Here is a 23,631-nt window from a genome sequence, read left to right as displayed (position 1 = left end):
ATGGTCCGATGAATTTTTTTGAACACCAGGCCCGGGCCAAACGGCGTACCGGCACCCTGGTGCTGCTGATGATCCTGGCCGTGCTGTGTCTGGTGGCCGTCACCAGCCTGGCGCTGAACCTGCTCTGGCTGCAATTTCTCAAGGAGATGAAGCAGTCGCCGAGATTCGACTGGCACCTGACCGCAATGATCGCCGCGGTGGTGTTCCTGGTGGTGATCGGCAGCAGCATGGGCAAGCACGCCGAACTCAAAGCCGGCGGCAAGGTGGTCGCCAAGCGCCTGGGTGGCCGGCTGATCAACCTGCACCCGGACGGCCTGGAAGAACAACGGCTGCTCAATGTGGTCGAGGAAATGGCCCTGGCCTCGGGCACGCCGGTGCCACAGGTGTACGTGCTGCCCGATGCCGGGATCAATGCGTTCGCCGCCGGCTTCACGCCGCAGGAAGCGGTGATCGGGGTCACCCGCGGCGCCATCATGGTGCTCAACCGCGAGGAACTGCAGGCGGTAATCGCCCATGAGTTCAGCCACATCTACAACGGCGACATGCGCCTCAACACCCGGCTGGTGGCGATTGTCCACGGCATCCTGGTCATCGGCCTGACCGGCGAGGCGATGACCGAAGGGGTCAACCAGGCTGGCCGGCTGGCGCAAAACCGGGTCGGCGGGCTGGCGATGTGGAGTGGCCTGGCGCTGATCCTGCTGGGCTCGGTCGGGACTTTTTTCGGCAACCTGATCAAGGGCGCCATCAGCCGCGAGCGCGAGTTTCTCGCCGATGCCTCGGCGGTGCAGTTCACCCGTAACCCGGTGGGCCTAGCCGGCGCGCTGAAAAAAATCGGCGGTTACGCCGCCAGCTCGAAACTCGACAGCGCCTTCAGCGCTGAATACAGCCACCTGTATTTCAGTGAAGGGGCCACCCTCTCCGTCTACGGCCAGTCCGCGACCCATCCGCCCCTCTCGGCGCGGATCCGGCGCCTGGAACCCGGCTGGGACGGCCGCTTGCCCACCATCGAAGCCATCGAACTGCCGGCCGAACCCGCCCGCTCCGGCCTGGACAGCTCCGGGGTGTTCAGCCGCCAGTCGCAAGCGACCAGCGCCCTGGTGTTCGACCTGAATGCGATCAAGCAGTCGATTGCCAGCATCGGCAGCCCGAACGCGCAACATCTGCTGGCGGCCCAGGCGACGCTGGTCAGCCTCGACCCGGCGCTCCAGCGCAGCGCCCACAGCACCACCGGCGCCCAGGCGCTGGTCTATGGCCTGCTGCTGTCCGCCAACGACTCGATGCGCCGCCGACAACTCGCGCAGCTGGACGCCAACAGCCCCACCGAGGTCTTCGGTTGCCTGCAAGCCCTGCAAAAACAACTGGCGGCCCTCGACCCGAACCTGCGCCTGCCGCTGCTGGACCTGTCGATACCGGCCCTGCAGCAGCTGGACAAGCAAGCCTGCAAGCTGTTCATGGACAACCTGCGGCAACTGATCGACGCCGACGATCAGGTCGAGCTGCTGGAGTGGACGCTGCTGCGCATCGTGCAACGCAATGTCGAAGGCCTGCCGGCGCCCGAGTACAAATGGGGGCTGTTCCAGCGCAGCGAAGAACTGGCGGTCCTGCTCGGCGCCCTGGCCAGTGCCGGGCAAAAGACCGCGCAGCAGGCCCAACTGGCCCTGGCCCATGCCTGGACCGGCCTGCCCTTCGCCCAGCCGCAACCGGCGGAGGTCGACCTCGAACACCTGGATGCCGCCCTGGTGCGCCTGCGCCAGTTGATGCCCGAGGAACGGCCGACGCTGCTGCAGGCCATGGCCCGCTGCGTCTGCTACGACGGCCAGGTCACCGTGGCCGAAGCCGAGCTGATGCGCGCCGTGGCCGATGTGCTGGATTGCCCGATGCCGCCGCTGCTGCCCCCGGCAGTCACCGAGCCCGCGCCCTCCCAGGCATCGGCCAGCGCCCCCCAGGCCGCCACGTTCTGAGTACCGCTCAACCATTCCTGCCCAGCACCAGCCTGGGCAGGCACCGCCCTCCTTACCAGAGCGCGATCTCGTAGGTGAAATAGAGGCGGTTGCTGTCGCGCCCCCGGGCAAAGTCGGAGCGGTACACATAGTTGCGCAGCTTCACCCCCAGGCCCTTGAAGCGGCCTTGCTGCACCACATAGGCCAGTTCGGCATCGCGTTCCCATTCCTTGATCGCCGTGTTCGAGCGGCCATCGCTGCCGCTCAGGTAGCGGGTGGAAAACGCCAGCCCCGGCACCCCGAGCGCGGCGAAGTTATAGCCGTAGCCGAGCATCCAGGTTTTCTCGTCCTCCTCGATGAACTTGCCAATGCCCACGTTGCTGAACGAGTACACCGTGGCGCCGCTGATATAAGGCAAGCCGGCATCACCGCTGAGCACCTGATAGCCGCCACTCAGGGTATGGCCGGCCACGGCATAGGACAGCAGGCCGCTGAGCATATCGTTGTCGATGTTGCCGCCGTAGGCCGAACCGCTGTCGCTGCTGTGGAAGTAACGCAAGTCACTGGTCAGCACACCGGCGCCCAGCTTCATGTCGTGCTGGAGACCGGCGAAGTGCTGCCGGTAGAAGTGCTCGAGCTCGCCGTAGAAGTAGCTCAGGCGCAGGTCTTTGCCGAGCTTGTAGTCGCCCCCGGCATAGGTGAAGTCCCCGGACTTGTCGCCGGCATAACCGTCCGCAACGATCGGCACGCTGTCGCTGGAATCGCGCAGCTTGAAGCGATCCAGCCGGCCGGCGGTGAGCGTCAGGTTGTCGATGTCGCTGCTGGTGAGCTGCGTGCCCTGGTAGGTCTGCGGCAGCAGCCGCGCGTCGTTGTAGATCAGCACCGGGTTCCTCGGCAGCAAGGTGCCGTGCTTGAGCGTGGTCCCGGCCAGCCTGGCCTTGGCCGTGACACCGGCACTGGCGAACGCGTCGGCGGCACGACCGTCGTCATGCACCGGCAGCAGGCCGGTACCGCTGCGGCCCCGCCCCGAGTCGAGTTTGACCCCGACCAGGGCCAGCCCGTCGATACCCAGGCCGAGGGTGCCGGGGGTGAAACCCGACTGGAAATCCAGCAGCAGGCCCTGGGCCCACTCCGTGCGCTCGCTCTTGGCCGTGCGTGCCGCCCGGGCGCTCAGGCCATGCTCGTCACGGAAGTTCTCATTGAAGTAGACATTGCGCAGTTGCAGCTTGAGCGTGCTGTCGTCGCTGAAGCCTGCCGCGCCGACAGTCGTCAGCGGCAACAGGGCGACCAGAGGAAACCACGCCCCAGGGGTGATCGAACGGCTCATATCGGACTACTCATTGTTGTTATTCGAGTTGTTGTTTTTTTAAGGTGCAGCTATTCGAGGTGCCGTTATTCAAGGTGCAGGTGCCGCGCGCCATGGACCCGGCGCGCCAGGGAACACCTGATGGTTCAGAGGGATGACTCAGGAGAACAGGCTCAGGAAAACAGGGTCAGCGCGCCGGTCAGCAGGGCCAGGGCGGTAATTACCAGGGAGGTCAGGACCGCCCATTTGACGGTGGCTTTCTGGAAGTCGCCGATGTCGCGGTCGACCATCCCTACCAGCAGCAGGGTCGAGGCTACCAGCGGGCTCATCAGGTGCACCGGCTGACCGAGGATCGAGGCCCGGGCGATCTCCAGCGGATCGATGCCATAGGCCGCCGCGGCATTGGCGAGGATCGGCACCACGCCGAAGTAGTAGGCATCGTTGGACAGGACGAAGGTCAGCGGCATGCTGGTGATGGCCACCACCAGCGGGAACAGATGCCCCCACGACGGCGGAATCCAGTCCACCAGGGTCTGCGCCAGGGCATCGACCATCTTGGTACCGGAGAAGATCCCGGCAAAGATGCCGGCGGCGAACACCAGCAGCACCACCGTCATGGCATTGCCCGAATGGGCGAGGATCCGCTCTTTCTGCATCTCCAGTTGCGGGTAGTTGATCATCAGCGCCAGCACGAAGCCGATCAGGAACAGGATCGCCGAATGCATCAGGCCCATCACCAGCGCCACCATCACCGCCACCACCAGCAACAGGTTGACGTAGGCCAGCTTCGGTCGCTTGCAGGGCGTGTCTTCGACAATGGCCTTGATGTAGCAGTTGCCGCCACCGCTCTGCAGCTCGGTGTTGCCAATGCGCTTGCGCTCGGCGCGGCCCAGCAGGAAGGCGCTGAACACCACCCAGGCCGCACCGCCGATCATGGTCGGCAGCAACGGCACGAAGTACTCGCCGGCATCCAGCCCCAGGGCGGCGATGGCCCGGGTGGCCGGACCGCCCCAGGGGGTCATGCCGCTCATGATGCTCAGGGACAGCATGGCGATGGTGGCAAGGATCATCGGGTTCATGCCGATGCGCTTGTACAGCGGCAGCATCGCCGCGCAGGTGATCATGTAGGTGGTGGTGCCGTCGCCGTCCAGGGCCACCAGCAGCGACAGCAACGCGGTGCCGACGGCGATCTTCACCGGGTCGCCGTTGACCCGCTTGAGGATCTTGCGGATCAGCGGGTCGAACAGGCCCGCGTCGATCATCAGGCCGAAGAACAGAATCGCGAACAGCAGCAGCGCCGCGGAGGGGGCGACCATTTTCAGGCCGTCGAGCATCATTTTTCCGGTGCTGCCGGCAAACCCGCCGATCACCGCGAAGACAATCGGCACCAGGGTCAGGGCAACGATCGGGGACAAGCGTTTGGTCATGATCAGGAAGGTGAACACGACCACCATGGCCAGGCCGAGTAATGCAAGCATGAGGGATTCTCTTGTTGTTATGGACAAGCATGGCCGACGCCCAGGCGCACGGCCCCCTACCCGCCAGGCGGGGCCTGGCGAGGGTTTCAACCGGGGTCAGAAACGGAAGGTGGAGGGAGCCGCAAGCGGCTAAAGGTGTTTGCCGGCCTGCACCGGCTCCCAGGCTGGGTCACTGGCCTGGGCGTTGGGCGTCGCCTTGCCATCCAGGGTCTGTAGCAGCACCTGGCGATCGCAGGCGTTTTCCGACAGCGAGATCACCACCGTGGCCACGGCATTGCTGGCCAGGCTGGTGAGCGCACGGGCCTCGGACATGAAGCGGTCGATGCCGATCAACAGCGCCAGCCCCGCCAAGGGGATGTCGTGGATCACCGTCAGGGTCGAGGCCAGCGCGACGAAGCCGCTGCCAGTCACCCCCGCCGCGCCCTTGGACGACAGCAGCATGATCGCCAGCATCGTGATCACCTGCCCCAGGCTCAAGTCGATGTTGCAGGCCTGGGCAATGAAAATCGCCGCCAGCGACAGGTAGATGGCCGTGCCGTCGAGGTTGAACGAATAGCCGGTGGGCAGCACCAGGCCCACCACGCCTTTCTTGCAACCCAGGGCCTGGAGCTTTTCCAGCATGCGCGGCATCACCGGCTCGGTGGATGAGGTGCCCAGCACCACCAGGAACTCTTCACGCAGGTAGCGCAACAGCTTCCACAGGCTGAACCCATGGGCGCGACAAATACCCCCCAGCACCACGAAGACGAAGAATCCGCAGGCGATGTACAGGGTCATGATCAGCTTGGCCAGGGCGCCCAGGGAGGTGATGCCGTACTGGCCGACCGTGAAGGCCAGCGCGCCGAACGCACCGATCGGGGCAAAGCGCATCAGGTAGGAAAAGATCTTGAACACCATGTGCGAGGCGGCTTCCAGCACATCCAGCACGGGCTTGCCGCGCTCGCCCAGGGACGACAGGGCAAAACCGCAGAGCACCGCGATGAACAGCACCGGCAGCACTTCGCCCTTGGTGAAGGCGCCGATAAAGGTCTCGGGAATGATGTGCATGAAGAACTCCACCACCCCCAGCTTCGCCGCCGACTCGGTGTACTGCGACAAGCCCTGGGTACTCAGGTGAGTGGGGTCGATGTTCATGCCCGCGCCGGGCTTGAACAGGTAGACCGCCACCAGGCCGATGATCAGGCTGACCACCGTCAACGCCAGGAACAGCAGCAGGGTCTTGCTCAGGAGGCGACCCAGGGAACGCTTGTCGTTCATCCCGGCGATCCCGGTGACGATGGTGCAGAACACCACCGGCGCGATCATCATCTTGACCAGCCTGATGAAGGCATCGCCCAGGGGCTTGAGGGCAATGGCCTGCTGGGCCCAGAAGTGCCCGACCACCACGCCCAGCAGCACGGCACAGATGATCTGGAAGTAGAGCGATTTAACGACTTTCATGGCATCACCCATTTTTAGAATTGTTCTGATGCGAACGACTGTCACTGCGGTGCAGGACTATCCGGCCAGGCGTTGTGACGCCGGGGCGTAGACGAAACCGGAGAACAGCCTTCGCGCGGTGCGTACCACCGAGGCGCGAATGGTCTCTCCCTGGTTGCCGGTGTAGGACAATACGACATCGATCGCGCCACTGGGATGTTCCAGGCGCACTTGCTTCAGTTGCGTGGCTCCGCCCAGCAGTTCGGCGGCGACGCTGCCCTCGCTGACGCAGGCGGTGGCCAGGCCGATGGCGCCGGTGATGGCCAGCGCGCGATGGCAGCTGTGCGGCATGAAGTAACGCGCCTGCACGGTGCCGCCGGCCACCGCCGGCGAGATCAGCACCGGCTTGGGGATCACCTTGTCGCTGACGTCGCCCAGGCCCATGGCCAGGCCCGCCTTCAAGCGCAGGGCCTCCAGCCGCCGCAGGAATTCCTTGTCGGCGTCCAGCTCGGCCGGGGTTTCATCGCCGCGCTTGCCCAATTGACCGGCCTCGACGATCAGCAGCGGCATGGCCATGTCGATGCAAGTCACCGGTACGCCATCGATCAGGTCCCGGGTGTTCCCGGTGGGGAAGAGTTTGCCGGTCTTGCTGCCCGCGGCGTCGAGGAACGTCAACTGCACCGGAGCGGCGGTGCCGGGCACGCCATCGATGGCGGTATCGCCTTCGTAGCTGACCTTGCCCGCCGGCGTTTGCACCAGGGAATTGACGAAGGTGCCGGTATTGAGATTGCGGATCCGCACCTGGGTCTGCTCGCCCGTGGCCTTGACCAGGCCTTGCTCAACGGCGAAGGGACCGACCGCGCACAGCATGTTGCCGCAGTTGGGCGCCGTATCGACTCGGCGCTGGGACACCATCACCTGCACGAACAGGTAGTCGACATCGGCCTCGGGGTGCAGTGACGGGCTGACGATCGCGACCTTGCTGGTCTGCGGGCTGCCACCGCCAATGCCGTCGATCTCCAGTTCATGTCCCGAGCCCATCAGGTCGAGCAGCAGCTCATCGCGCTGTTCGATGGACACCGGCAGATCCCAGGCGAGAAACACCGGCCCCTTGGAGGTACCGCCGCGCATGAGCACACAAGGAATTCGTTGCATGGACACAGACTCTTGTTAATCAATCGGGTTAATTGATGTTCTGGGCACAAGAGTGTCAGGGAATAAATCATGTTTCCAATGCAAAGATCGTAGCGATTATTGCGTTTTGCACATGATAAATCTAAGGTGAACAGCGCTGCCTTCCCACCTTCGCTTGAGACGAAAACATGGAATATGAGCTCCAGGACATAAGATCCTTCGTGAAAATCGCCGAACTCGGAAGTTTCCACGAGGCGGCCGATGCCCTGCACTTGTCCCAGCCGGCCCTGAGCCGCCGGATCAAGAAGCTGGAGGAAGGCCTGGGCACCGCCCTGCTCGACCGCACCACGCGCAAGGTCAGCCTGACCAGCGTCGGCCGGGACTTCCTGCCCAAGGCCCGGCGCCTGCTGGATGACTTCGACGACTCGATCCTCAATATCCGCGAACTGGCGGAACGGCAGATCGGCCAGGTGACCCTGGCCTGCATTCCCACCGCGGCCTTCTACTTCCTGCCGTCGGTGATCCGTCTCTACAACGAGCGCTATCCGAAAATCCGCATCCGCCTGCTCGACCTCAGCGCCAATGAAGGGCTGGAAGCCGTGCTGCGCGGCGAAGCGGACTTCGGCATCAACATGATGAGCGGGCAGCACCCGGACATCGAGTTCGTGCCCCTGGTCAACGAACCTTTCGTACTGGCGTGCCGGCGTGACCATGAACTGGCGAAAAAGGCCTCGGTCACCTGGTCGGAACTCAGCGATTACCGACTGATCGGCGTCGGCCGCCTGAGCGGCAACCGGATGCTGCTGGACCACGCCCTGTCCGGCCTGAGCTGGCGTCCCCAGTGGTTCTACGAGGTGCAGCACCTGTCCACGTCGCTGGGCATGGTCGAGGCCGGGCTCGGGGTGTCGGCCATGCCCAGCCTGGCCATGCCCGCGGCCGACCACCCGACCCTGGTGAGCATTCCGCTGAGCGAACCGGTGGTCAACCGCACCCTGGGCCTGGTCTACCGCCGCGGCGCCTCGCTGTCGCCGGCCGCGGAAAAGTTCGTGTCGATCCTGCTCGAGCAATGGCCGCATTAACGGTCGATGGTGCAGGCACGCCAGTATCGAAGAGCACGAATGACTGCAACCTGCGCCTGACAACCTGCGGCGTATCGGCCATTAACGGCTGACTGCGCCGGCCCCAGACTTTATGCTGCACAGCCATCCCCCCATGGAACCTGCGGGCCAAACGGTTGCCTGAGGCGCAGCCGTTTTTTCCGTGCACCACCCAATACCCGTTTCCCAGGAGTAAGCCCATGCCCCATGAAGGCAACCTGTTGCAAGCCGCTGTCGTGTTTCTGTTCGCGGCGGTGCTGACCGTTCCCCTGGCCAAGCGCCTGCAACTGGGGGCCGTGCTTGGTTATCTGCTGGCCGGGGTGATCATCGGCCCGGCGGTGCTGGGGCTGGTGGGTAACCCGCAGAGCATCAGCCATGTGTCGGAGCTGGGCGTGGTGTTGCTGCTGTTCATCATCGGTCTGGAGCTGTCGCCACGGCGCTTGTGGGTGATGCGCAAAGCGGTGTTCGGCGTCGGTTTGGCCCAGGTGCTGCTGACCGGGGTGGTGATCGGTTGCGTCGCCCTGTTCCTGTTTGGCCAGCCGCTCAACAGCGCGATCGTGCTGGGCCTGGGCCTGGCGTTGTCGTCCACCGCCTTCGGCCTGCAAAGCCTGGCCGAACGCAAGGAGCTGACCAGCCCCCACGGGCGCCTGGCGTTCGCCATCCTGCTGTTCCAGGACATCGCGGCGATTCCGTTGATCGCCATGGTCCCGGTATTGGCCGGGGTCGACCACAACACCAGCAGCGCCGAAGACCTGCGCCATGGCCTGCAAGTGCTGGGCAGCATCGCCGTGGTGGTGATCGGCGGGCGCTACCTGTTGCGCCCGGTGTTCCGGGTGGTGGCGCGCACCGGCCTGCCGGAAGTGTCCACCGCCACTGCCTTGCTGGTGGTGATCGGCACCGCCTGGCTGATGGACATGGTTGGCGTGTCCATGGCCCTCGGCGCCTTTCTCGCCGGCCTGCTGCTGGCGGACTCGGAATATCGCCACGAACTGGAAGCGCAGATCGAACCCTTCAAGGGCCTGCTGCTGGGGCTGTTTTTCATCAGCGTCGGCATGGGCGCCAATATCGGCCTGCTGTTCAGCGCGCCGATCGCGGTGCTGGGCCTAACCCTGCTGCTGATCGCCATCAAGCTGCCGCTGCTGTTCGTGGTCGGGCGCCTGGCCGGCGGCCTGGGACGCTTGAGCGCGGTGCGCCTGGGCGTGGTGCTGGCGGCCGGCGGCGAATTCGCCTTCGTGGTGTTCAAGATCGGCCGCGACCAGGGCCTGTTCGAGGCGCGCCTGTATGACCTGCTGGTGCTGACCATCACCCTGTCCATGGCCGTGACCCCGCTGCTGCTCCTGGCCTGCGCGCGCTTCTTGCAGCCCAAGGCCAAGCCGCTGGAGATGCCCGCCGAATACCGCGAGATCGAAACCGACGCGCCGCGGGTGGTGATTGCCGGCATGGGCCGGATGGGCCAGATCGTCGCGCGGATCCTGCGGGCGCAGAACATCCCTTTCGTGGCCCTCGACACCTCGGTCGACACCATCGAGCTGACCCGCAGCTTCGGCGGCATGCCGGTGTTCTACGGCGACCCGATGCGCGCGGAAATCCTCAAGGCGGCCAAGGTCGGCGAGGCGGAGTACTTCGTGATCGCCACCGACGACCCGCAGACCAACATCAACACCGCCGCGGTGGTGCGCAAGCTCTACCCGCACATCAAGATCATCGCCCGCGCCCGTAACCGCCAGCACGTGCACAAGCTGGTGGACCTGGGAGCCGAGGCGGTGCGGGAAACCTATTACTCCAGCCTGGAAATGAGCCGCAAGGCGCTGATCGGCCTGGGCCTGACCCACGCCCAGGCCGACTCGCGGATCAAGCGCTTCACCGCCCACGACGAACAGGTGCTCGAAGCCCAGCACGCGATCTACGACGACCACGCGAAGATCTTGCAATCGGCCCAGGAGGCCCGGGCCGAGCTGGCGCGGCTGTTCGAGGCCGACGCCGAGGACGAGCAGTCCGAAGGCGTGTTGCCGGCGCCGCGCTGAACATAGGGCCACGCGCTGTGGCCGGATTTTTTCGCGAGCAAGCTCGCTCCTACAGAAACACCACGATCCCTGTAGGAGCAGCCGGTCGGCGCTCGATTGCTCGCGATGGCGTCGGGCCTGATTCCATCCCCCAGGCTCCTGACACAATCTGTCAGCCCGCTGCGCTACAGTGCCCGGCGCCCCGTCCCGAATGGATACGCCGATGACCGCCACCAGCAACCCCCCTGCCCTCAAGGAAATCTTCAACGCCGAACGCCTGGAACACATCGCCGAAAAAATGCTCGCGGTGTACCCGGCGTTCGACCACCGCGGCTTTCTCGCCCACGCGAACAAGGGCCTCGCCGAGTTGTCGGTGATGCAGCGCCTGGCGCGGGTCAGCGAGAGCCTGCAGGCGGTGCTGCCGGCGGACTACGAAGCCAACCTCGCACGGCTGTACGACCTCGCCCCGCGCCTGGACAGCCGCTTCGTCTGCATGTTCCTGCCGCACTACGTGGCCAGTTACGGCGGCCACGCCTTCGAGCGCTCGATGGCGGCGCTCAAGTATTTCACCGCCTTCGGCTCCTCGGAATTCGCCATCCGCCCGTTCCTCGCCAGCGACCTGTCGCGCACCCTGGCGGTGCTGCAGGACTGGGCCCGGGACGACAACGAGCATGTGCGCCGCCTGGCCAGCGAAGGCAGCCGCCCGCGCCTGCCCTGGTCGTTCCGCCTGGAGCGGATCCAGGCCGACCCGACCCTGGCTGTGCCTATCCTCGAATGCCTCAAGGCCGACCCCAGCCTGTACGTGCGCAAGTCGGTGGCCAACCACCTCAACGACATCAGCAAGGATCATCCCGACTGGCTGCTGGGGTTGCTCGAAGGCTGGCCGCTGGATAACCCGCACACCGCCTGGATCGCCCGCCATGCCCTGCGCAGCCTGATCAAGCAGGGCCATCGCCGGGCGCTGGCGATCGTCGGCGCCGGGCATGCGCCGCAGGTGACGCTGCATGGCCTGCGGGTCGAGCCGGCGGTGATTCGCCTGGGCGAACGCATCAACCTGTCCTTTGCCCTGGAGTCCACTGCCGACGCCAGCCAGCGCCTGGTGGTGGATTACGCCATCGACTACGTCAAGGCCTCGGGCGGCACCCGCGCCAAGGTGTTCAAGCTCAAGGCCTTCACCCTGCCGGCCAAGGCCCGGGAGCAACTTGGCCGCGCCCAGCACATCCGCGAACTGAGCACCCGCCGCCACTATCCCGGGCGCCATATGCTGCATATCCTGGTCAACGGCGAACGCCTGGGCAGCACGGCGTTCGAGATCCACAACTGAAACCGCAAGGAGCGACCATGCCGGCCCATCCGCTGAAAACCCTGATCGAAGCCGCCGACCGCGCCATCACCGCCGAAGACTTCGACAGCCTGATGGATTTCTACGCCGAGGACGCCACGCTGGTGGTCAAGCCGGGCCTGGAAGCCCGGGGCAAGGAACAGATCCGCCGGGCCTTCGTGGCCATCGCCGAGCACTTCAACCACAGCATGGTGGTCCGGCAGGGCGCGATGCAGGTCATCGAAGGCGCCGGCACCGCGCTGGTGATCATGCATACCCTGCTCGACACCCTGGATCGGGATGGCATCGCCAGCACCCTCGAACGGCGCGCCACCTATGTCTTTCGCCATGAGCCGGCGGATGGCTGGCGCTGTGTGATCGACAACTCCTACGGCACCGACCTGCTCGACGGCTGAGCCAGCGGGCGGCGATCTCGTAACAAATTGTTTCGCAAAATCAGCCAAGCCACTTCTTGCAAAAACAACGGAAAACCGCCTGGAACTGTTCAGCTCGCAGATATGGCTTTGCGCCATATCTGCGGGGAGAAAAACGCTATTTCGAGGAAAAATCCCAACACTGCGGACACCCTCACCTGCCGTTCAACAATCCCGACTGAGTCAAAGAAACCGCTCTATCTCGGGCCTTTCAGCCAAGACTAATTGTCAGACAATGGTGTAAATCCGTATTGAGATAAATTATCATTTGGCGCCTCCCCCGCCAGCCACGCCCCTGGCACAGGTGATTCGACCGGTGCGACGTGGCTGATTTCAATGATTCACCCGAGGCGCTCATGTACCGTTTTCCGCTTTACCGTCCCCTGATCTGCGCCGGTCTCGGACTGCTCTCCTGGCAAGCTTTTGCGGCCTATCAACCGCAATCGGAAGCCGCCCTGGCCGCCGATTCCGAAATGGAATGCCAGTTCAACGCCGACCACAGCAGCGACTGCACCACCACCCAGCACTACAGCATCCTCACCCCGGCGGGCCGGGACATGCTTTCGCGCATCGACTTCAGCTATGCCGAAACCGACGGCTTCGAATTGCGCAAGGCCGAATTCACCCAGCCGGGCGGCAAGCCCGTGGCGCTGGCGCCGGCGCAGATCGATACGCGCACCGCGCCGAATCCGGAACAGGGTTTCCTGCGCGAGAAACAGACGTCCCTGGCCTTCCCCAACCTGCGGGTCGGCACCCGGCTCAGCTACACCGTGCAACAGCACTACGCGGCCAAACCGCTGCTGGAGCAGTTCCACTCGGTGCTGCAGTTCGGCCCCAAGCCGGTGCGCCAGGACAGCTTCAAGATCACCTACCGCGCCACGCGCCCGATCGTCTGGCGCAGCGAGCAGATGGACGACTACCGTTTTACCGCCAGCAGCGACCGCAAAAAGCTGACCATCGAACAGAAGGCGCCGGTCTTCCTCAACTACATCAATGAACCCTCGATCGGCTTTATCCAGCGGGTGCCGCGGGTCGAGCTGGGCAGCAGCACCGAGGTGCAGGACTATTTCGGCCCCCTGGCCCAGCGCTACCAGCAGATCCTCGCCGCGCCCCTGCCGCCGGCCAGCGCCAAGGCCGTGGCCGGCCTGCGCGACCTGCCGCCAGCGCAGAAAGTGGCCGGGCTGATGCAGCACATCAACGACAACTACCGCTACCTGGGCGACTGGCGCGCCACCGAGCGCGGTTATCTGCCCTTCGAGCTGAAGCAGATCGAGCAGCGCGGCTATGGCGACTGCAAGGACCTGGCGGTGCTCCTGGCCGCCATGCTCAAGGCCAGCGGGATCAAGGCCGAGACGGCCTGGGTCAGCCGCGAGAACGTCGTCGCGCCGCTGTTGATCCCCGGCACCCACGCGCCGAACCACGCCATCGTGCGGGCCGAGGTCGATGGCAAAGTGTGGTGGCTGGACCCGACCAACCCGGTGTTCGACCCGGGCCGCAGCATGCCCGACATCCAGGAGCGCTGGGCCTTTGTCAGCGACGCCAAGGGCCAGGTGCGCGAGGACTACATCCCCCTGGAAACCCCGGACACCAGCCTCGTGCTGGACAAGCAGGAGCACTTCGACAGCAACGGCCAGGCCCGGGTCAACGCGCGTATCGAATTCAGCCATATGGAGCTGATGCGGCTGATGGTCTCCGACAACCAGAACGGTATCGCCAGCAACGACCAGAGCCTGTGCGAGCGCTTCACCCGGGAACTGCGCGACTGCCAGATCAGCCGCGAGCCGACCGCCTTCGTCGCGCCCGCGACCTACCGGATCAAGGCCTCCCTGACCGACCTCAAGCCCCTGGAAAACATCTCCGGCAACTACTTCTACAAGGCCCCGGCCCTGGAGGGCGACTGGGACTTCCTGGTCAACTACCGCCGCAACGGCCAGTTGGCGGACCTGTACATCGGCGACGCCAATACCCTGCGCTACACCTTCACCCTCTCCGGTGCCCGGCTGGACAAGGACATCAAGGCCTGCAACGTGCGCTCGCCCTGGTTCGACATGGACCTGAGCAGCGAACGGGTCAAGGGCGAGTACCTCTATCACTACCGCCTGAGCCAGAAAAAGCGCTGGCTGAGCCACGATGAAATCATCAGCGCGCCGTTCGACGCCATGGTCAGCCAGGCCAAGGCGTGCGCCGAGCAAACACGGCAACTGGTCCAGCTCAAGGGCACAAAGAAAGCCTGAGCCACAGCGGCGCCTGCACCGCCAGCAAGCTGGGCTCCTGCAAGTTCGGCGCCGTCCATGTAGGAGCGCAGCTTGCTCGCGATAAACGTCAACGATGACGCCTATCGCCTGGATGAACGCGTCGTTCTCGCGGCCATCGCGAGCAAGCTCGCTCCTACAAAGGCACGCCAGTGTTTGCTGCGATCAGGCCGGCTCGGCGAGCAGCAAGCCCTGCTCGGCCGCGCACAGCTCGACCACGTAATCCCACACCACCCGCAGGCGCACGGACTTGTGCAGCTCACGGCGGGTGCTGATCCAGTAGGCGCGCTGGATGCTCTCGCCGGGCAGCAAGGGCACCAGCTGCGGATCGCCGGCGGCCATGTAGCACGGCAGCACGGCGATCCCCAGGCCGGAGCGCGCGGCCTGTTGCTGGGCGATCACGCTGGTGCTGTGGAACACCACCTGGGGGTTGCGGCAGAAGCTGGTGAGGAAAATCAGCTCCTGGCTGAACAGCAGGTCGTCGACATAGCCGATCCAGGCTTGCCGTCCCAGGTCCTCGCGGCTGCGCAAGGGCGGTGCGCGGTCCAGGTAGTCCTGGCTGGCGTACAGGGCCAGGCGGTAGTCGGTGAGCTTGCGGGTCACCAGCATGTCGGCGTTGGGCCGCTCCAGGTGGATGCTGATTTCCGCCTCGCGGTTGAGGATGCTGACAAAACGCGGCACCGCCACCAGTTCCACCTCCAGCCCCGGATAACGCTCGAACAGGCCGCGCATGCGGCTGGCGAGAAACATGATGCCCAGGCCCTCGGTGACGCCCACGCGGATCTTGCCCAGGGGCGCCGTGGACTGGGTGATTTCCTCCTGGGCCAGCAAGGCCACGTTCTCCATGGCTTCGGCGTGCTTGAGCAGCGCCTCCCCGGCCGGCGTCAGTTCATAGCCCTGGGCGTGCTGGACGAACAGCGCGGTGCCGAGGCTTTTCTCGATCGCCTCGATATGCCGGGCCACCGTGGCATGGGTGGTCTTCAACCGCTGGGCCGCGGTCAGCAGGCGGCCACTGCGTTGCAGCTCGAGAAAAAACCGCAGGTCGTTCCAGTCGAACATGACTCTTCCTTGCAAATGCCAGGGGGAGCCGCTGTTTAAAAACGCACAGCGGCTGAGCAAAAACTAACATTCTTTTAACGAAAGCTAACAACTAGGATGAGCCGCAACAAGAACGATAAAACGAGGTCATGGATGCTGCCTGCCTTTGATCCCTACGACTACATAGTGGTCGGCGCCGGTCCCGCCGGGTGCCTGCTGGCCAATCGGCTGTCCGCCAACCCGGCCCACCGCGTCCTGCTGCTGGAAGCCGGTGGCCGCGACAACTACCCCTGGATCCATATCCCCGTCGGCTACCTGTTCTGCATTGGCAACCCGCGCACCGACTGGTGCTTCAAGACCGAAGCCGAACCCGGCCTGCAAGGCCGCAGCCTGAGCTACCCGCGCGGCAAGGTGCTGGGCGGCTGCTCGTCGATCAACGGCATGATCTACATGCGCGGCCAGGCCGGCGACTATCAGCGCTGGGCCGCCGACGGCAACCCCGGCTGGAACTGGCAGGACGTGCTGCCGCTGTTTCGCAAAAGCGAAAACCACTTTGCCGGCGACTCGCAATTCCACGGCGCCGCCGGCGAATGGCGGGTCGAGCGCCAGCGCCTGTCGTGGCCGATCCTCGATGCCTTCCGCAACGCCGCCGAACAGAGCGGCATCGCCAGCGTCGATGACTTCAATGGCGGCGACAACGAAGGCTGCGGCTACTTCCAGGTCAACCAGAAAGCCGGGGTGCGCTGGAACGCCGCCAAGGCCTTCCTCAAACCGATTCGCCAGCGGCCCAACCTCACCGTGCTGACCGGGGTCGAGGTCGATCGGGTGCTCCTGAAAAACGGCCGCGCGGCGGCGCTCAGCTCCCGCTACCAGGGCCAGCCGCAGACCTTCAAGGCGCGTCGCGAAATCATCCTCAGCGCCGGTTCCATCGGCTCGCCGAGCATCCTGCAGCGTTCGGGAATCGGCCCCGCCGCGCTGCTGCAACGCTTGGGCATCGGCGTCGCCCACGAACTGCCGGGGGTCGGTGGCAACCTGCAGGACCACCTGCAGCTGCGGCTGATCTACAAACTGGAAAACGCCCGCACCCTGAACCAGATCGCCGGCAGCCTGTGGGGCAAGATGGGCATGGGCCTGCGCTACCTGTACGACCGCAGCGGCCCGCTGTCCATGGCGCCGAGCCAGCTGGGGGCGTTTGCCCGCTCCGGACCGGAACAGACTTCGGCCAACCTCGAATACCACGTGCAGCCGCTGTCGCTGGAGCGTTTCGGCGAACCGCTGCATGCGTTCCCGGCCTTTACCGCGTCGGTCTGCGACCTGCGCCCGCAAAGCCGCGGCCGAGTGCAAATCCGCTCCGCCGACCCGCAGGCGGCGCCGCTGATCCAGCCCAACTACCTGAGCCACCCGGAGGACCTGCGGGTCGCCGCCGACGCCATTCGCCTGACCCGGCGCATCGTCGCCGCGCCGGCCCTGCAGGCCTTCAAGCCGATCGAATACCTGCCGGGGGCCGAGTTGCGCAGCGAAGAACAACTGCACGAAGCCGCCGCGCGCATCGGCACCACCATCTTCCACCCGGTGGGCACCTGCCGCATGGGCCACGGGCCGGAGGCGGTGGTCGATGCCGAGCTGCGGGTGCATGGCATCCCCGGCCTGCGCATCGCCGATGCCTCGATCATGCCGTACATCACCTCCGGCAATACCTGTTCGCCGACGCTGATGATCGCCGAGAAGGCCGCCGAGCTGATTCTCGCCACCTCGACCAGGAGCCCTGCCGCCGAAAAACCAAGCGTCACCCCGGCCTGATCCGCACAGGAGCAGCAACGATGAGATCCATGTAGGAGCCAGCTTGCTGGCGATAACGACCTGAAGGGCGGTGCACGGCTCAAGGAATTATCGCGAGCCAGCTCGCTCCTACACCTACAGATGCACAAGACAGCGACAAGATACAGATAGCGACGCCACGCTGGCGCCGACAGTGGAACAACAAAAACAATCACTGTGAGGGATATCGATATGTCGGAACATGCTCAATCGATGGACGCGGCGGTCGCCGCGCCCACCAGCCAGGAAAGCCAGAAAGTCATCTTCGCCTCGTCCCTGGGGACGGTGTTCGAGTGGTACGACTTTTTCCTCTACGGCGCCCTCGCGGCGGTCATCAGCAAGCAGTTCTTCGCCGGGGTCAACGACACCACCGCCTTTATCTTCGCCCTGATGGCATTCGCCGCCGGCTTCGTGGTGCGGCCGTTCGGCGCGCTGGTGTTCGGGCGCCTGGGGGACATGATCGGGCGCAAGTACACCTTCCTCGCCACCATCATTCTCATGGGCCTGGCGACCTTCGCCGTGGGCCTGCTGCCGACCTACTCGAGCATCGGCATCGCCGCGCCGATCATCCTGGTCGCCCTGCGCATGCTCCAGGGCCTGGCCCTGGGCGGTGAATACGGCGGCGCCGCGACCTACGTCGCCGAGCACGCCCCCCAGGGCAAGCGCGGTTTCCACACCAGCTGGATCCAGTCCACCGCGACCCTCGGCCTGCTGCTGTCGCTGCTGGTGGTGCTGGGCTGCCGCTACTTCACCGGCGATCAGTTCGAAGTCTGGGGCTGGCGCCTGCCGTTCCTGCTGTCGATCGTGCTGCTGGGCATTTCCACCTGGATCCGCCTGAGCCTGCACGAGTCGCCGGCCTTCCTGAAGATGAAAGAAGAAGGCCGCGCCAGCAAGGCGCCGATCCGCGAGTCCTTCGGCAAATGGGAAAACCTTAAGGTGGTGCTGATCGCCCTGTTCAGCATCAACGCCGGGCAGGCGGTGACCTTCTACGCCGCGCAGTTCTACGTGCTGTTCTTCCTCACCCAGTTCCTCAAGATGGACCCGGCCCTGGCCAATATGCTGCTGATCATCAGCGTGGTGATCGGCGCGCCGTTCTTCATCTTCTTCGGCTGGCTGTCGGACAAGATCGGCCGCAAGCCGGTGCTGATGGTCGGCCTGCTGCTGGCCACCGCGCTGTACTTCCCGATCTTCAAGTCCCTGGCCCACTACGCCAACCCGGCCATCGACCAGGCCAGCCGCCAGGCGCCGATCAGCGTGCTGGCCGACCCCGCCACCTGCACCTTCCAGTTCGACCCGGTGGGCAAGGCGCGTTTCGACAGCCCGTGCGACAAGGTCAAGACCTTCCTGGTCAAGCAGGGCCTGCCCTACACCAGCGTCGCCGCGCCCGCCGGCAGCCCGGTGCAGGTCAGCGTCGGCGACGTGCAGCTCGACGGTTTCGACGAAGCGGCCCTGCGCGGCGCCGTGACCCTGGCCGGCTACCCGCAACAGGCCGACACCCAGAACGTCAACAAAACCATGGTGGTGGTGCTGATCGTCGCCCTGATCCTGATCGCCGCCATGTGCTACGGCCCGCTGGCGGCGCTGATGGTCGAGCTGTTCCCGACCCGCATCCGCTACACCTCCATGTCCCTGCCCTACCACATCGGCAACGGCTGGTTCGGCGGCTTCCTGCCCACCGTGTCCTTCGCTCTGGTGGTGTACACCGGCGATATCTTCTACGGCCTGTGGTACCCGGTGGTGATCACCGGGGTCAGCCTGCTCGTCGGCCTGATCTGCCTGCGCGAGACCCGCAACGTCGATATCGACAACAACTGAAAAGCCCGGCTGACGGTAGCGCCCCAAGCAGGGCTGCAGGCCCTGGGGCGCTCAGCATCAGCCAAGGGCACCTGGCAAAAAAACGGCGCGCCATGGCGCGCCGCTTCCGTTGCTGTCGATCAGGCCACGATATCGGTGGTCGCCGCCTGGCCAACGGTGCCCACGGCGAAGTCCACCGCGCCCAGGCCGGTGAGGTCGACCAGCAGGCTGGTCTGGTCGGTCTCGGCGTAGTAGGTCAGGATCGCGTCGCCGGCATGGCCGGTGAAGCCGCTGACGAAGTTCAGGGTCGCCTGCCCCGAGGCGAACGGCGCCAGGCCGCTGAGGTCGATCTTGTCCTGGCCACTGGTGAAATCCATGATCCAGTCGGGTTCGGTCAGGGTCGAATCGGAAGCCTCGCCGAACACGAAGGTGTCCGCCCCCGCCCCGCCCCATAGCGTGTCGCGACCGCCGCCACCGTAGAGGATGTCGTTGCCGGCACCACCCTCGAGGATGTTGGCCGCAGCGTTGCCGATCAGCAGGTCGTTGCCCGAGCCGCCAATGGCGTTTTCCAGGGTCACGCCGTGGGCCACGGACACGTTGCCCACCAGGCCGCCGACGTCGGAGAACGAGCCCTCGTTGAGGTTGATCTTCTGGTTCTGGGTGAAGCCGGAGAAGTCCAGGGTGTCGTTGCCACCGCCGTCCCACACCGAGAACACCAGCTTGGAGGCGGACGAGCTGGCGCTGTAGAAATCGCGCCCGGTGTTGGAGTTGAAGCCGTACACCGTGTCGTCGGCGCGGGTCTCGTGGTTGGCGCCGTAGAGTTTCTGCACCGCGACAATGTCGTCCATCAACGGCGCCGAGGCGTAGGCGCCACCGCCGTCCTTGCTGAAGTCCTGCCCGGTGTTGCTCTCGCTCCAGTAGCTCATCAGGCTGTAGCCGCGCGTGTCCTGGGCGTAGGTGGCATCGTTGTAGGTCGGGTTGCCGTTGCCGGCGTTGTAGGCGCCCGGATGGGACAGGCCCAGGCTGTGGCCAATTTCGTGGGTCAGGGTCTGGCGACCGTAGTTACCGTTGCCCGGGGTTTCGTTGACCCGGTACTGATCGTTGATCAGGTACCAGGACTGGCCGTCATAGCTGCTGCCCGAAGGCAGGTAGGCGAAGGCCGCGCCACCGGTGCTGACGCTGTAGTTGCCGAAACTCAGGTGCCCGTCGCCGCCGCTCGCGGCTTCGTTGAAGCGCACATTGGCCACGTCCGACCAGGATTGCAGGGCCAGGAACGCCTGGGCTTTCTGCAAGGCGCTGAACTCGCTGAAGCTGCCCAGGTTCGGGTTGTAGTTGGCCGGCTTGCTGGTGAGGAAGCTGTAGCTGAGCTCGACCTTGCCGTCGCCGTTCTGGTCCTGCCAGGACAGGCCCTTGCGCAGGATCTGCTCGGCGGCCTGGTCCGCGGTGTACGACGGCTTGCCATTCACCAGCTCCGCGCCGCCACGGTCATAGGCATGGCTGAAGGCAGTGATCAGTTGGTAGGCATCGCTGCCCGGAGCTGCCGAAAAACCGGCATTTTCTTTGGCTTTTGACATCATTTACGTCCTTGTTCAACGCTGAAAATTTCCGATAGACCACGGCGACCTGTTAGCGAGATCGTCCTATCACTCGCCCTATTCAAGGCGGGGAAAAACTGACACAGACCCCGGCGTGGCGTCCACGATTTTTATTGTCCGACAATATGCCCGGGCGACTTTGCGCCTCATTAAAATCGCAACCCAGCCCCTGCCCCGGCGTGCCATACGCTAAGCTTCAGCGCTAATGGAACCACTGCCACACTCGTGCTTCTGCCTGTTTCCTGAAGGGGTCCACAATGAAAAAAATCCTCCTGAGCTGCGCCCTGTCGATCCTTGCCAGTGCCGCCCACGCCGAAGGCATCCCGCTGTTCAACGTCGACTGTCCGGGCAACATTCCAGTCAGCGCGGACGAAGGCGGGCCGGTGTTCATCAACGGCAAAGAGGCCCAGACCAAGACCGTCAACGAGCGTTATTTCGAGGCCAAGGGCTCGGGCATCACGGTGGACATCAGCGTAGAGGACGACGACTCGGTGGTCGTGACCTACAGCGGCAAACAGGGTGCCAGCGGCATTTGCACCTCGGTCGACGACTGAGCCAACTCACGCACGTGTAGCCGAGACGCCTCCTAGAACAAGCCCATCTGCCCACCCACCAGGGTGCTGAAATCGTCCTGCACGAACGGCAGGATGGCATCCGCCACCGGCTGCAATTGGCGGGTCACGTAGTGATCGTAATCGATGGCCGCAGTGCGGTTTTCCAGGGGTTCGGGACCGGCCAGGGTGATCACGTAGCTGATCCAGCCACCGTTCTGATAACGCTGGGGCCGGCCCTGCCGCTGGTTGTATTCGTCAGCCAGCCGCGCGGCGCGCACATGGGGTGGCACGTTGCGTTCGTAATCGTCCAGTTGGCGGCGCAGGCGCTTGCGGTACACCAGTTGCTCGTCCAGTTCACCGGCCAGGGTGCGCCGCACGTAGTCGCGCACATAGTCCTGGTACGGCTGGCGGTGGAAGATCCGCTGGTACAGCTCCTGCTGGAACTGCTGGGCCAGCGGCGACCAGTCGGTGCGCACCGCTTCCAGGCCCTTGTAGACCATCTCCTGGGTGCCGTCGGCGCGGGTCACCAGGCCGGCGTAGCGCTTCTTGCTGCCCTCCTCCGCCCCACGAATGGTCGGCATCAGGAAGCGGCAGAAGTGGGTTTCGAATTGCAGCTCCAGGGCGCTTTCCAGGCCGTACTCATCGCGCAGGTGATCGCGCCACCACTGGTTGACGTGCGCCACCAGCGCGCGGCCGATGCGCGTGGCATCCACCTCGGCGTGGGCGCTGCCGAGCCAGACGAAGGTCGAGTCGGTGTCGCCGTAGATCACCTTGTGGCCCTGCGCCTCGATCAGTTGGCGGGTGCGGCGCATGATTTCGTGGCCACGCATAGTGATCGACGACGCCAGGCGCGGATCGAAGAAGCGGCAGCCGCTGGAACCGAGCACACCGTAGAAGGCGTTCATGATGATCTTCAGCGCCTGGGACAGCGGCGCGTTGTGTTCGCGTTTCGCCACTTCGCGGCTCTCGGCGACCCGGGCGACGATCGAGGGCAGGCAATGCCGGGTGCGGGAAAACCGCGCACCGCGAAAGCCCGGCACCGATTGCTCGTCCGTTGGGTGGCGCAAGCCTTCCACCAGCCCCACCGGATCGATCAGGAAGCTGCGGATGATTGACGGGTACAGGCTCTTGTAGTCCAGCACCAGCACCGACTCGTAGAGACCCGGCCGCGAGTCCATGACAAAGCCGCCAGGGCTGGCTTGTGGCGGCTTCTCGCCGAGGTTCGGCGCGACGAAACCCTGGCGGTGCATCAGCGGCATGTACAGGTGGGTGAAGGCCGCCACCGAGCCGCCGTTGCGGTCGGCCGGCAGCCCGGTGACGGTGGCCCGTTCGAGAAGAAAGGTGAGCAGCTCGGTCTTGGCGAAAATCCGCGTCACCAGTTCGCAGTCCTTGAGGTTGTAGCGCGCCAGGGCGGGCTTGTCCTCGGCGAACATGCGGTTGATCTCGTCCATGCGCTGGTAGGGGTTGTCGATCGACTTGCCTTCGCCAAGCAGGGTCTGGGCGACGTTTTCCAGGCTGAACGACGGGAAGCTCCAGGTCGCCGAGCGCAGGGCTTCGATGCCGTCGATGATCAGACGCCCGGCGGCCGCAGCGAAATAATGGGTACGGCTGCCGTGTTCGCGCCACTGCATCTCTTCGCCGCCGCGCCCCAGGCGCAAGGGCACCGCCAGGCGCCGCGCGTGCTCGTGCAGCACCCGCAGATCGAACTGCACCAGGTTCCAGCCGATGATCGCATCCGGATCGTGCCGTGCCAGCCACTGGTTGAGCCGTTCGAGCAACTGCTCGCGGCTGGCGCAGAACTCCAGGTCGAAATCCACCGCGCTGTCGTCCTCGCGAGCGCGGCCGAGCATGTACACCTGGCGCTGCCCGCAGCCTTCCAGAGCGATGGAATACAGCTCGCCGGTCTCGCTGGTCTCGATATCCAGCGACACCAGCTTCAACGCCGGCCGGTAGTCCGGCGCCGGTTTCATCTGCGCCTCCAGCAGTATCCCGCCCTCGCCCGGGGTGCCGCCAAACCACACCGGTGCGGTGATGAAGCGCTCCATCAGGTAGCGCTCGGGCGGCCGCACATCGGCTTCGAGCACCTCGACCCCGACACGGCGCAGGGTCTTGTCGAGGCGGATCAATTGATTGTGCTGCGGGCAGTACAGGCCAAGCACCGGGCGGTGCTGGAAGTCGCACAGGTCCAGGGGGCGCAATTGCACATCGCGATCGTCGGCCAGCAGGCGCCGGGCCTGTTCCTGCTGTTCGGCGGGAATGAAGGCCACGGAGGTCTGCACCGGCAAGCGGATCTGGCGCGGCCCGGCATCGGTTGCCAACCAGAACTCGACTTCCGTGCCTGCCGGCGTGTCACGCCAATGCCGGGTCAGGACGAAGCCCTGCTGTAAATCCACCACTGCAACCTCAAGCACCTGTTTCAAGGTCTCGATTCTACCTGTCCTCGGTCGC

16 protein-coding genes are annotated in these 23,631 nt (G+C 65.0%); 9 read left to right on the top strand and 7 right to left on the bottom strand.

Features of this window, described 5'->3' with window-relative positions:
- The first annotated feature begins 8 nt into the window (after positions 1-8).
- The gene (locus BMY68_RS04110; protein WP_085531502.1) at positions 9-1,961 is read left to right on the top strand and encodes a M48 family metallopeptidase; all 1,953 of its coding nucleotides are present in this window, start codon (positions 9-11) and stop codon (positions 1,959-1,961) included.
- Between the two features lie 52 nt (positions 1,962-2,013).
- On the opposite strand, the gene BMY68_RS04105 is transcribed toward BMY68_RS04110, so the two are convergent.
- From BMY68_RS04105 to BMY68_RS04090, 4 genes are all read right to left on the bottom strand, one after another.
- Positions 2,014-3,267 carry an OprD family porin gene (locus BMY68_RS04105; RefSeq protein WP_085531504.1) on the bottom strand — a complete coding sequence of 418 codons (1,254 nt, stop codon included), beginning with the start codon at positions 3,265-3,267 and terminating at the stop codon, positions 2,014-2,016.
- 152 nt (positions 3,268-3,419) lie between these two features.
- The gene (locus BMY68_RS04100; RefSeq protein ID WP_009043298.1) at positions 3,420-4,724 is read right to left on the bottom strand and encodes a CitMHS family transporter; all 1,305 of its coding nucleotides are present in this window, start codon (positions 4,722-4,724) and stop codon (positions 3,420-3,422) included.
- 129 nt (positions 4,725-4,853) lie between these two features.
- Positions 4,854-6,176: a C4-dicarboxylate transporter DctA gene (dctA, locus tag BMY68_RS04095; protein WP_009043297.1), complete on the bottom strand. Its 1,323-nt coding sequence runs from the start codon at positions 6,174-6,176 to the stop codon at positions 4,854-4,856.
- A 45-nt stretch (positions 6,177-6,221) separates the two neighbouring features.
- Positions 6,222-7,298 (bottom strand): 4-oxalomesaconate tautomerase, encoded by a 1,077-nt coding sequence (locus BMY68_RS04090; RefSeq protein WP_085531506.1) that lies wholly within the window; start codon positions 7,296-7,298, stop codon positions 6,222-6,224.
- A 167-nt stretch (positions 7,299-7,465) separates the two neighbouring features.
- Between BMY68_RS04090 and BMY68_RS04085 the strand changes: the two genes are divergently transcribed.
- The 5 genes from BMY68_RS04085 (at position 7,466) to BMY68_RS04065 (ending at position 14,366) form a co-directional block, all read left to right on the top strand.
- On the top strand, positions 7,466-8,356 hold the full coding sequence (locus BMY68_RS04085; protein WP_009043295.1) for a LysR family transcriptional regulator: 891 nt from the start codon (positions 7,466-7,468) through the stop codon (positions 8,354-8,356).
- 218 nt (positions 8,357-8,574) lie between these two features.
- Complete coding sequence (locus tag BMY68_RS04080; RefSeq protein ID WP_085531508.1) at positions 8,575-10,398, top strand: monovalent cation:proton antiporter-2 (CPA2) family protein; 1,824 nt, start codon at positions 8,575-8,577, stop codon at positions 10,396-10,398.
- Positions 10,399-10,600: 202 nt separating this feature from the next.
- Positions 10,601-11,701, top strand: coding sequence for a DNA alkylation repair protein (locus BMY68_RS04075; RefSeq protein ID WP_085531510.1), 1,101 nt, complete (start codon positions 10,601-10,603; stop codon positions 11,699-11,701).
- Positions 11,702-11,718: 17 nt separating this feature from the next.
- Entirely contained in the window at positions 11,719-12,114 is a 396-nt protein-coding gene (locus tag BMY68_RS04070; protein WP_085531512.1) for a YybH family protein, read from the top strand.
- A 374-nt stretch (positions 12,115-12,488) separates the two neighbouring features.
- Complete coding sequence (locus BMY68_RS04065) at positions 12,489-14,366, top strand: DUF3857 domain-containing transglutaminase family protein (RefSeq protein ID WP_085531514.1); 1,878 nt, start codon at positions 12,489-12,491, stop codon at positions 14,364-14,366.
- A gap of 183 nt (positions 14,367-14,549) precedes the next feature.
- Here the strand turns inward: BMY68_RS04065 and BMY68_RS04060 are convergent, their stop codons facing one another.
- Entirely contained in the window at positions 14,550-15,443 is an 894-nt protein-coding gene (locus BMY68_RS04060) for a LysR family transcriptional regulator (RefSeq protein ID WP_085531516.1), read from the bottom strand.
- 132 nt (positions 15,444-15,575) lie between these two features.
- On the opposite strand from BMY68_RS04060, the gene BMY68_RS04055 reads away from it, so the two are divergent.
- Entirely contained in the window at positions 15,576-17,222 is a 1,647-nt protein-coding gene (locus tag BMY68_RS04055; protein WP_085531518.1) for a GMC family oxidoreductase, read from the top strand.
- Between the two features lie 210 nt (positions 17,223-17,432).
- Positions 17,433-19,055: an MFS transporter gene (locus BMY68_RS04050; RefSeq protein ID WP_085531520.1), complete on the top strand. Its 1,623-nt coding sequence runs from the start codon at positions 17,433-17,435 to the stop codon at positions 19,053-19,055.
- Positions 19,056-19,174: 119 nt separating this feature from the next.
- Here the strand turns inward: BMY68_RS04050 and BMY68_RS04045 are convergent, their stop codons facing one another.
- On the bottom strand, positions 19,175-20,608 hold the full coding sequence (locus BMY68_RS04045; RefSeq protein ID WP_085531522.1) for a serralysin family metalloprotease: 1,434 nt from the start codon (positions 20,606-20,608) through the stop codon (positions 19,175-19,177).
- Between the two features lie 278 nt (positions 20,609-20,886).
- Here BMY68_RS04045 and BMY68_RS04040 point away from each other — a divergent pair, with 278 nt between their 5' ends.
- Positions 20,887-21,183 (top strand): hypothetical protein, encoded by a 297-nt coding sequence (locus BMY68_RS04040; RefSeq protein ID WP_085531523.1) that lies wholly within the window; start codon positions 20,887-20,889, stop codon positions 21,181-21,183.
- Between the two features lie 32 nt (positions 21,184-21,215).
- Here the strand turns inward: BMY68_RS04040 and BMY68_RS04035 are convergent, their stop codons facing one another.
- A complete protein-coding gene (locus tag BMY68_RS04035; protein WP_175534824.1) occupies positions 21,216-23,576 on the bottom strand; it encodes a DNA polymerase II in 2,361 nt (786 codons plus the stop codon).
- Positions 23,577-23,631 lie beyond the last annotated feature (55 nt).

Origin of the sequence: Pseudomonas sp. NFACC41-3, assembly GCF_900109505.1 — a bacterium.
GTDB classification, from domain to species: domain Bacteria; phylum Pseudomonadota; class Gammaproteobacteria; order Pseudomonadales; family Pseudomonadaceae; genus Aquipseudomonas; species Aquipseudomonas chlororaphis.
This window is presented reverse-complemented; position numbering and strand designations above follow the sequence as displayed.

Excerpts from the sequence above, each read along its gene's own strand:
- BMY68_RS04110 (WP_085531502.1), top strand. The coding sequence starts at position 9 with ATGAATTTTTTTGAACACCAGGCCCGGGCCAAACGGCGTACCGGCACC.
- BMY68_RS04105 (WP_085531504.1), bottom strand. The coding sequence starts at position 3,267 with ATGAGCCGTTCGATCACCCCTGGGGCGTGGTTTCCTCTGGTCGCCCTG.
- BMY68_RS04100 (WP_009043298.1), bottom strand. The coding sequence starts at position 4,724 with ATGCTTGCATTACTCGGCCTGGCCATGGTGGTCGTGTTCACCTTCCTG.
- dctA (WP_009043297.1), bottom strand. The coding sequence starts at position 6,176 with ATGGGTGATGCCATGAAAGTCGTTAAATCGCTCTACTTCCAGATCATC.
- BMY68_RS04090 (WP_085531506.1), bottom strand. The coding sequence starts at position 7,298 with ATGCAACGAATTCCTTGTGTGCTCATGCGCGGCGGTACCTCCAAGGGG.
- BMY68_RS04085 (WP_009043295.1), top strand. The coding sequence starts at position 7,466 with ATGGAATATGAGCTCCAGGACATAAGATCCTTCGTGAAAATCGCCGAA.
- BMY68_RS04080 (WP_085531508.1), top strand. The coding sequence starts at position 8,575 with ATGCCCCATGAAGGCAACCTGTTGCAAGCCGCTGTCGTGTTTCTGTTC.
- BMY68_RS04075 (WP_085531510.1), top strand. The coding sequence starts at position 10,601 with ATGACCGCCACCAGCAACCCCCCTGCCCTCAAGGAAATCTTCAACGCC.
- BMY68_RS04070 (WP_085531512.1), top strand. The coding sequence starts at position 11,719 with ATGCCGGCCCATCCGCTGAAAACCCTGATCGAAGCCGCCGACCGCGCC.
- BMY68_RS04065 (WP_085531514.1), top strand. The coding sequence starts at position 12,489 with ATGTACCGTTTTCCGCTTTACCGTCCCCTGATCTGCGCCGGTCTCGGA.
- BMY68_RS04060 (WP_085531516.1), bottom strand. The coding sequence starts at position 15,443 with ATGTTCGACTGGAACGACCTGCGGTTTTTTCTCGAGCTGCAACGCAGT.
- BMY68_RS04055 (WP_085531518.1), top strand. The coding sequence starts at position 15,576 with ATGCTGCCTGCCTTTGATCCCTACGACTACATAGTGGTCGGCGCCGGT.
- BMY68_RS04050 (WP_085531520.1), top strand. The coding sequence starts at position 17,433 with ATGTCGGAACATGCTCAATCGATGGACGCGGCGGTCGCCGCGCCCACC.
- BMY68_RS04045 (WP_085531522.1), bottom strand. The coding sequence starts at position 20,608 with ATGTCAAAAGCCAAAGAAAATGCCGGTTTTTCGGCAGCTCCGGGCAGC.
- BMY68_RS04040 (WP_085531523.1), top strand. The coding sequence starts at position 20,887 with ATGAAAAAAATCCTCCTGAGCTGCGCCCTGTCGATCCTTGCCAGTGCC.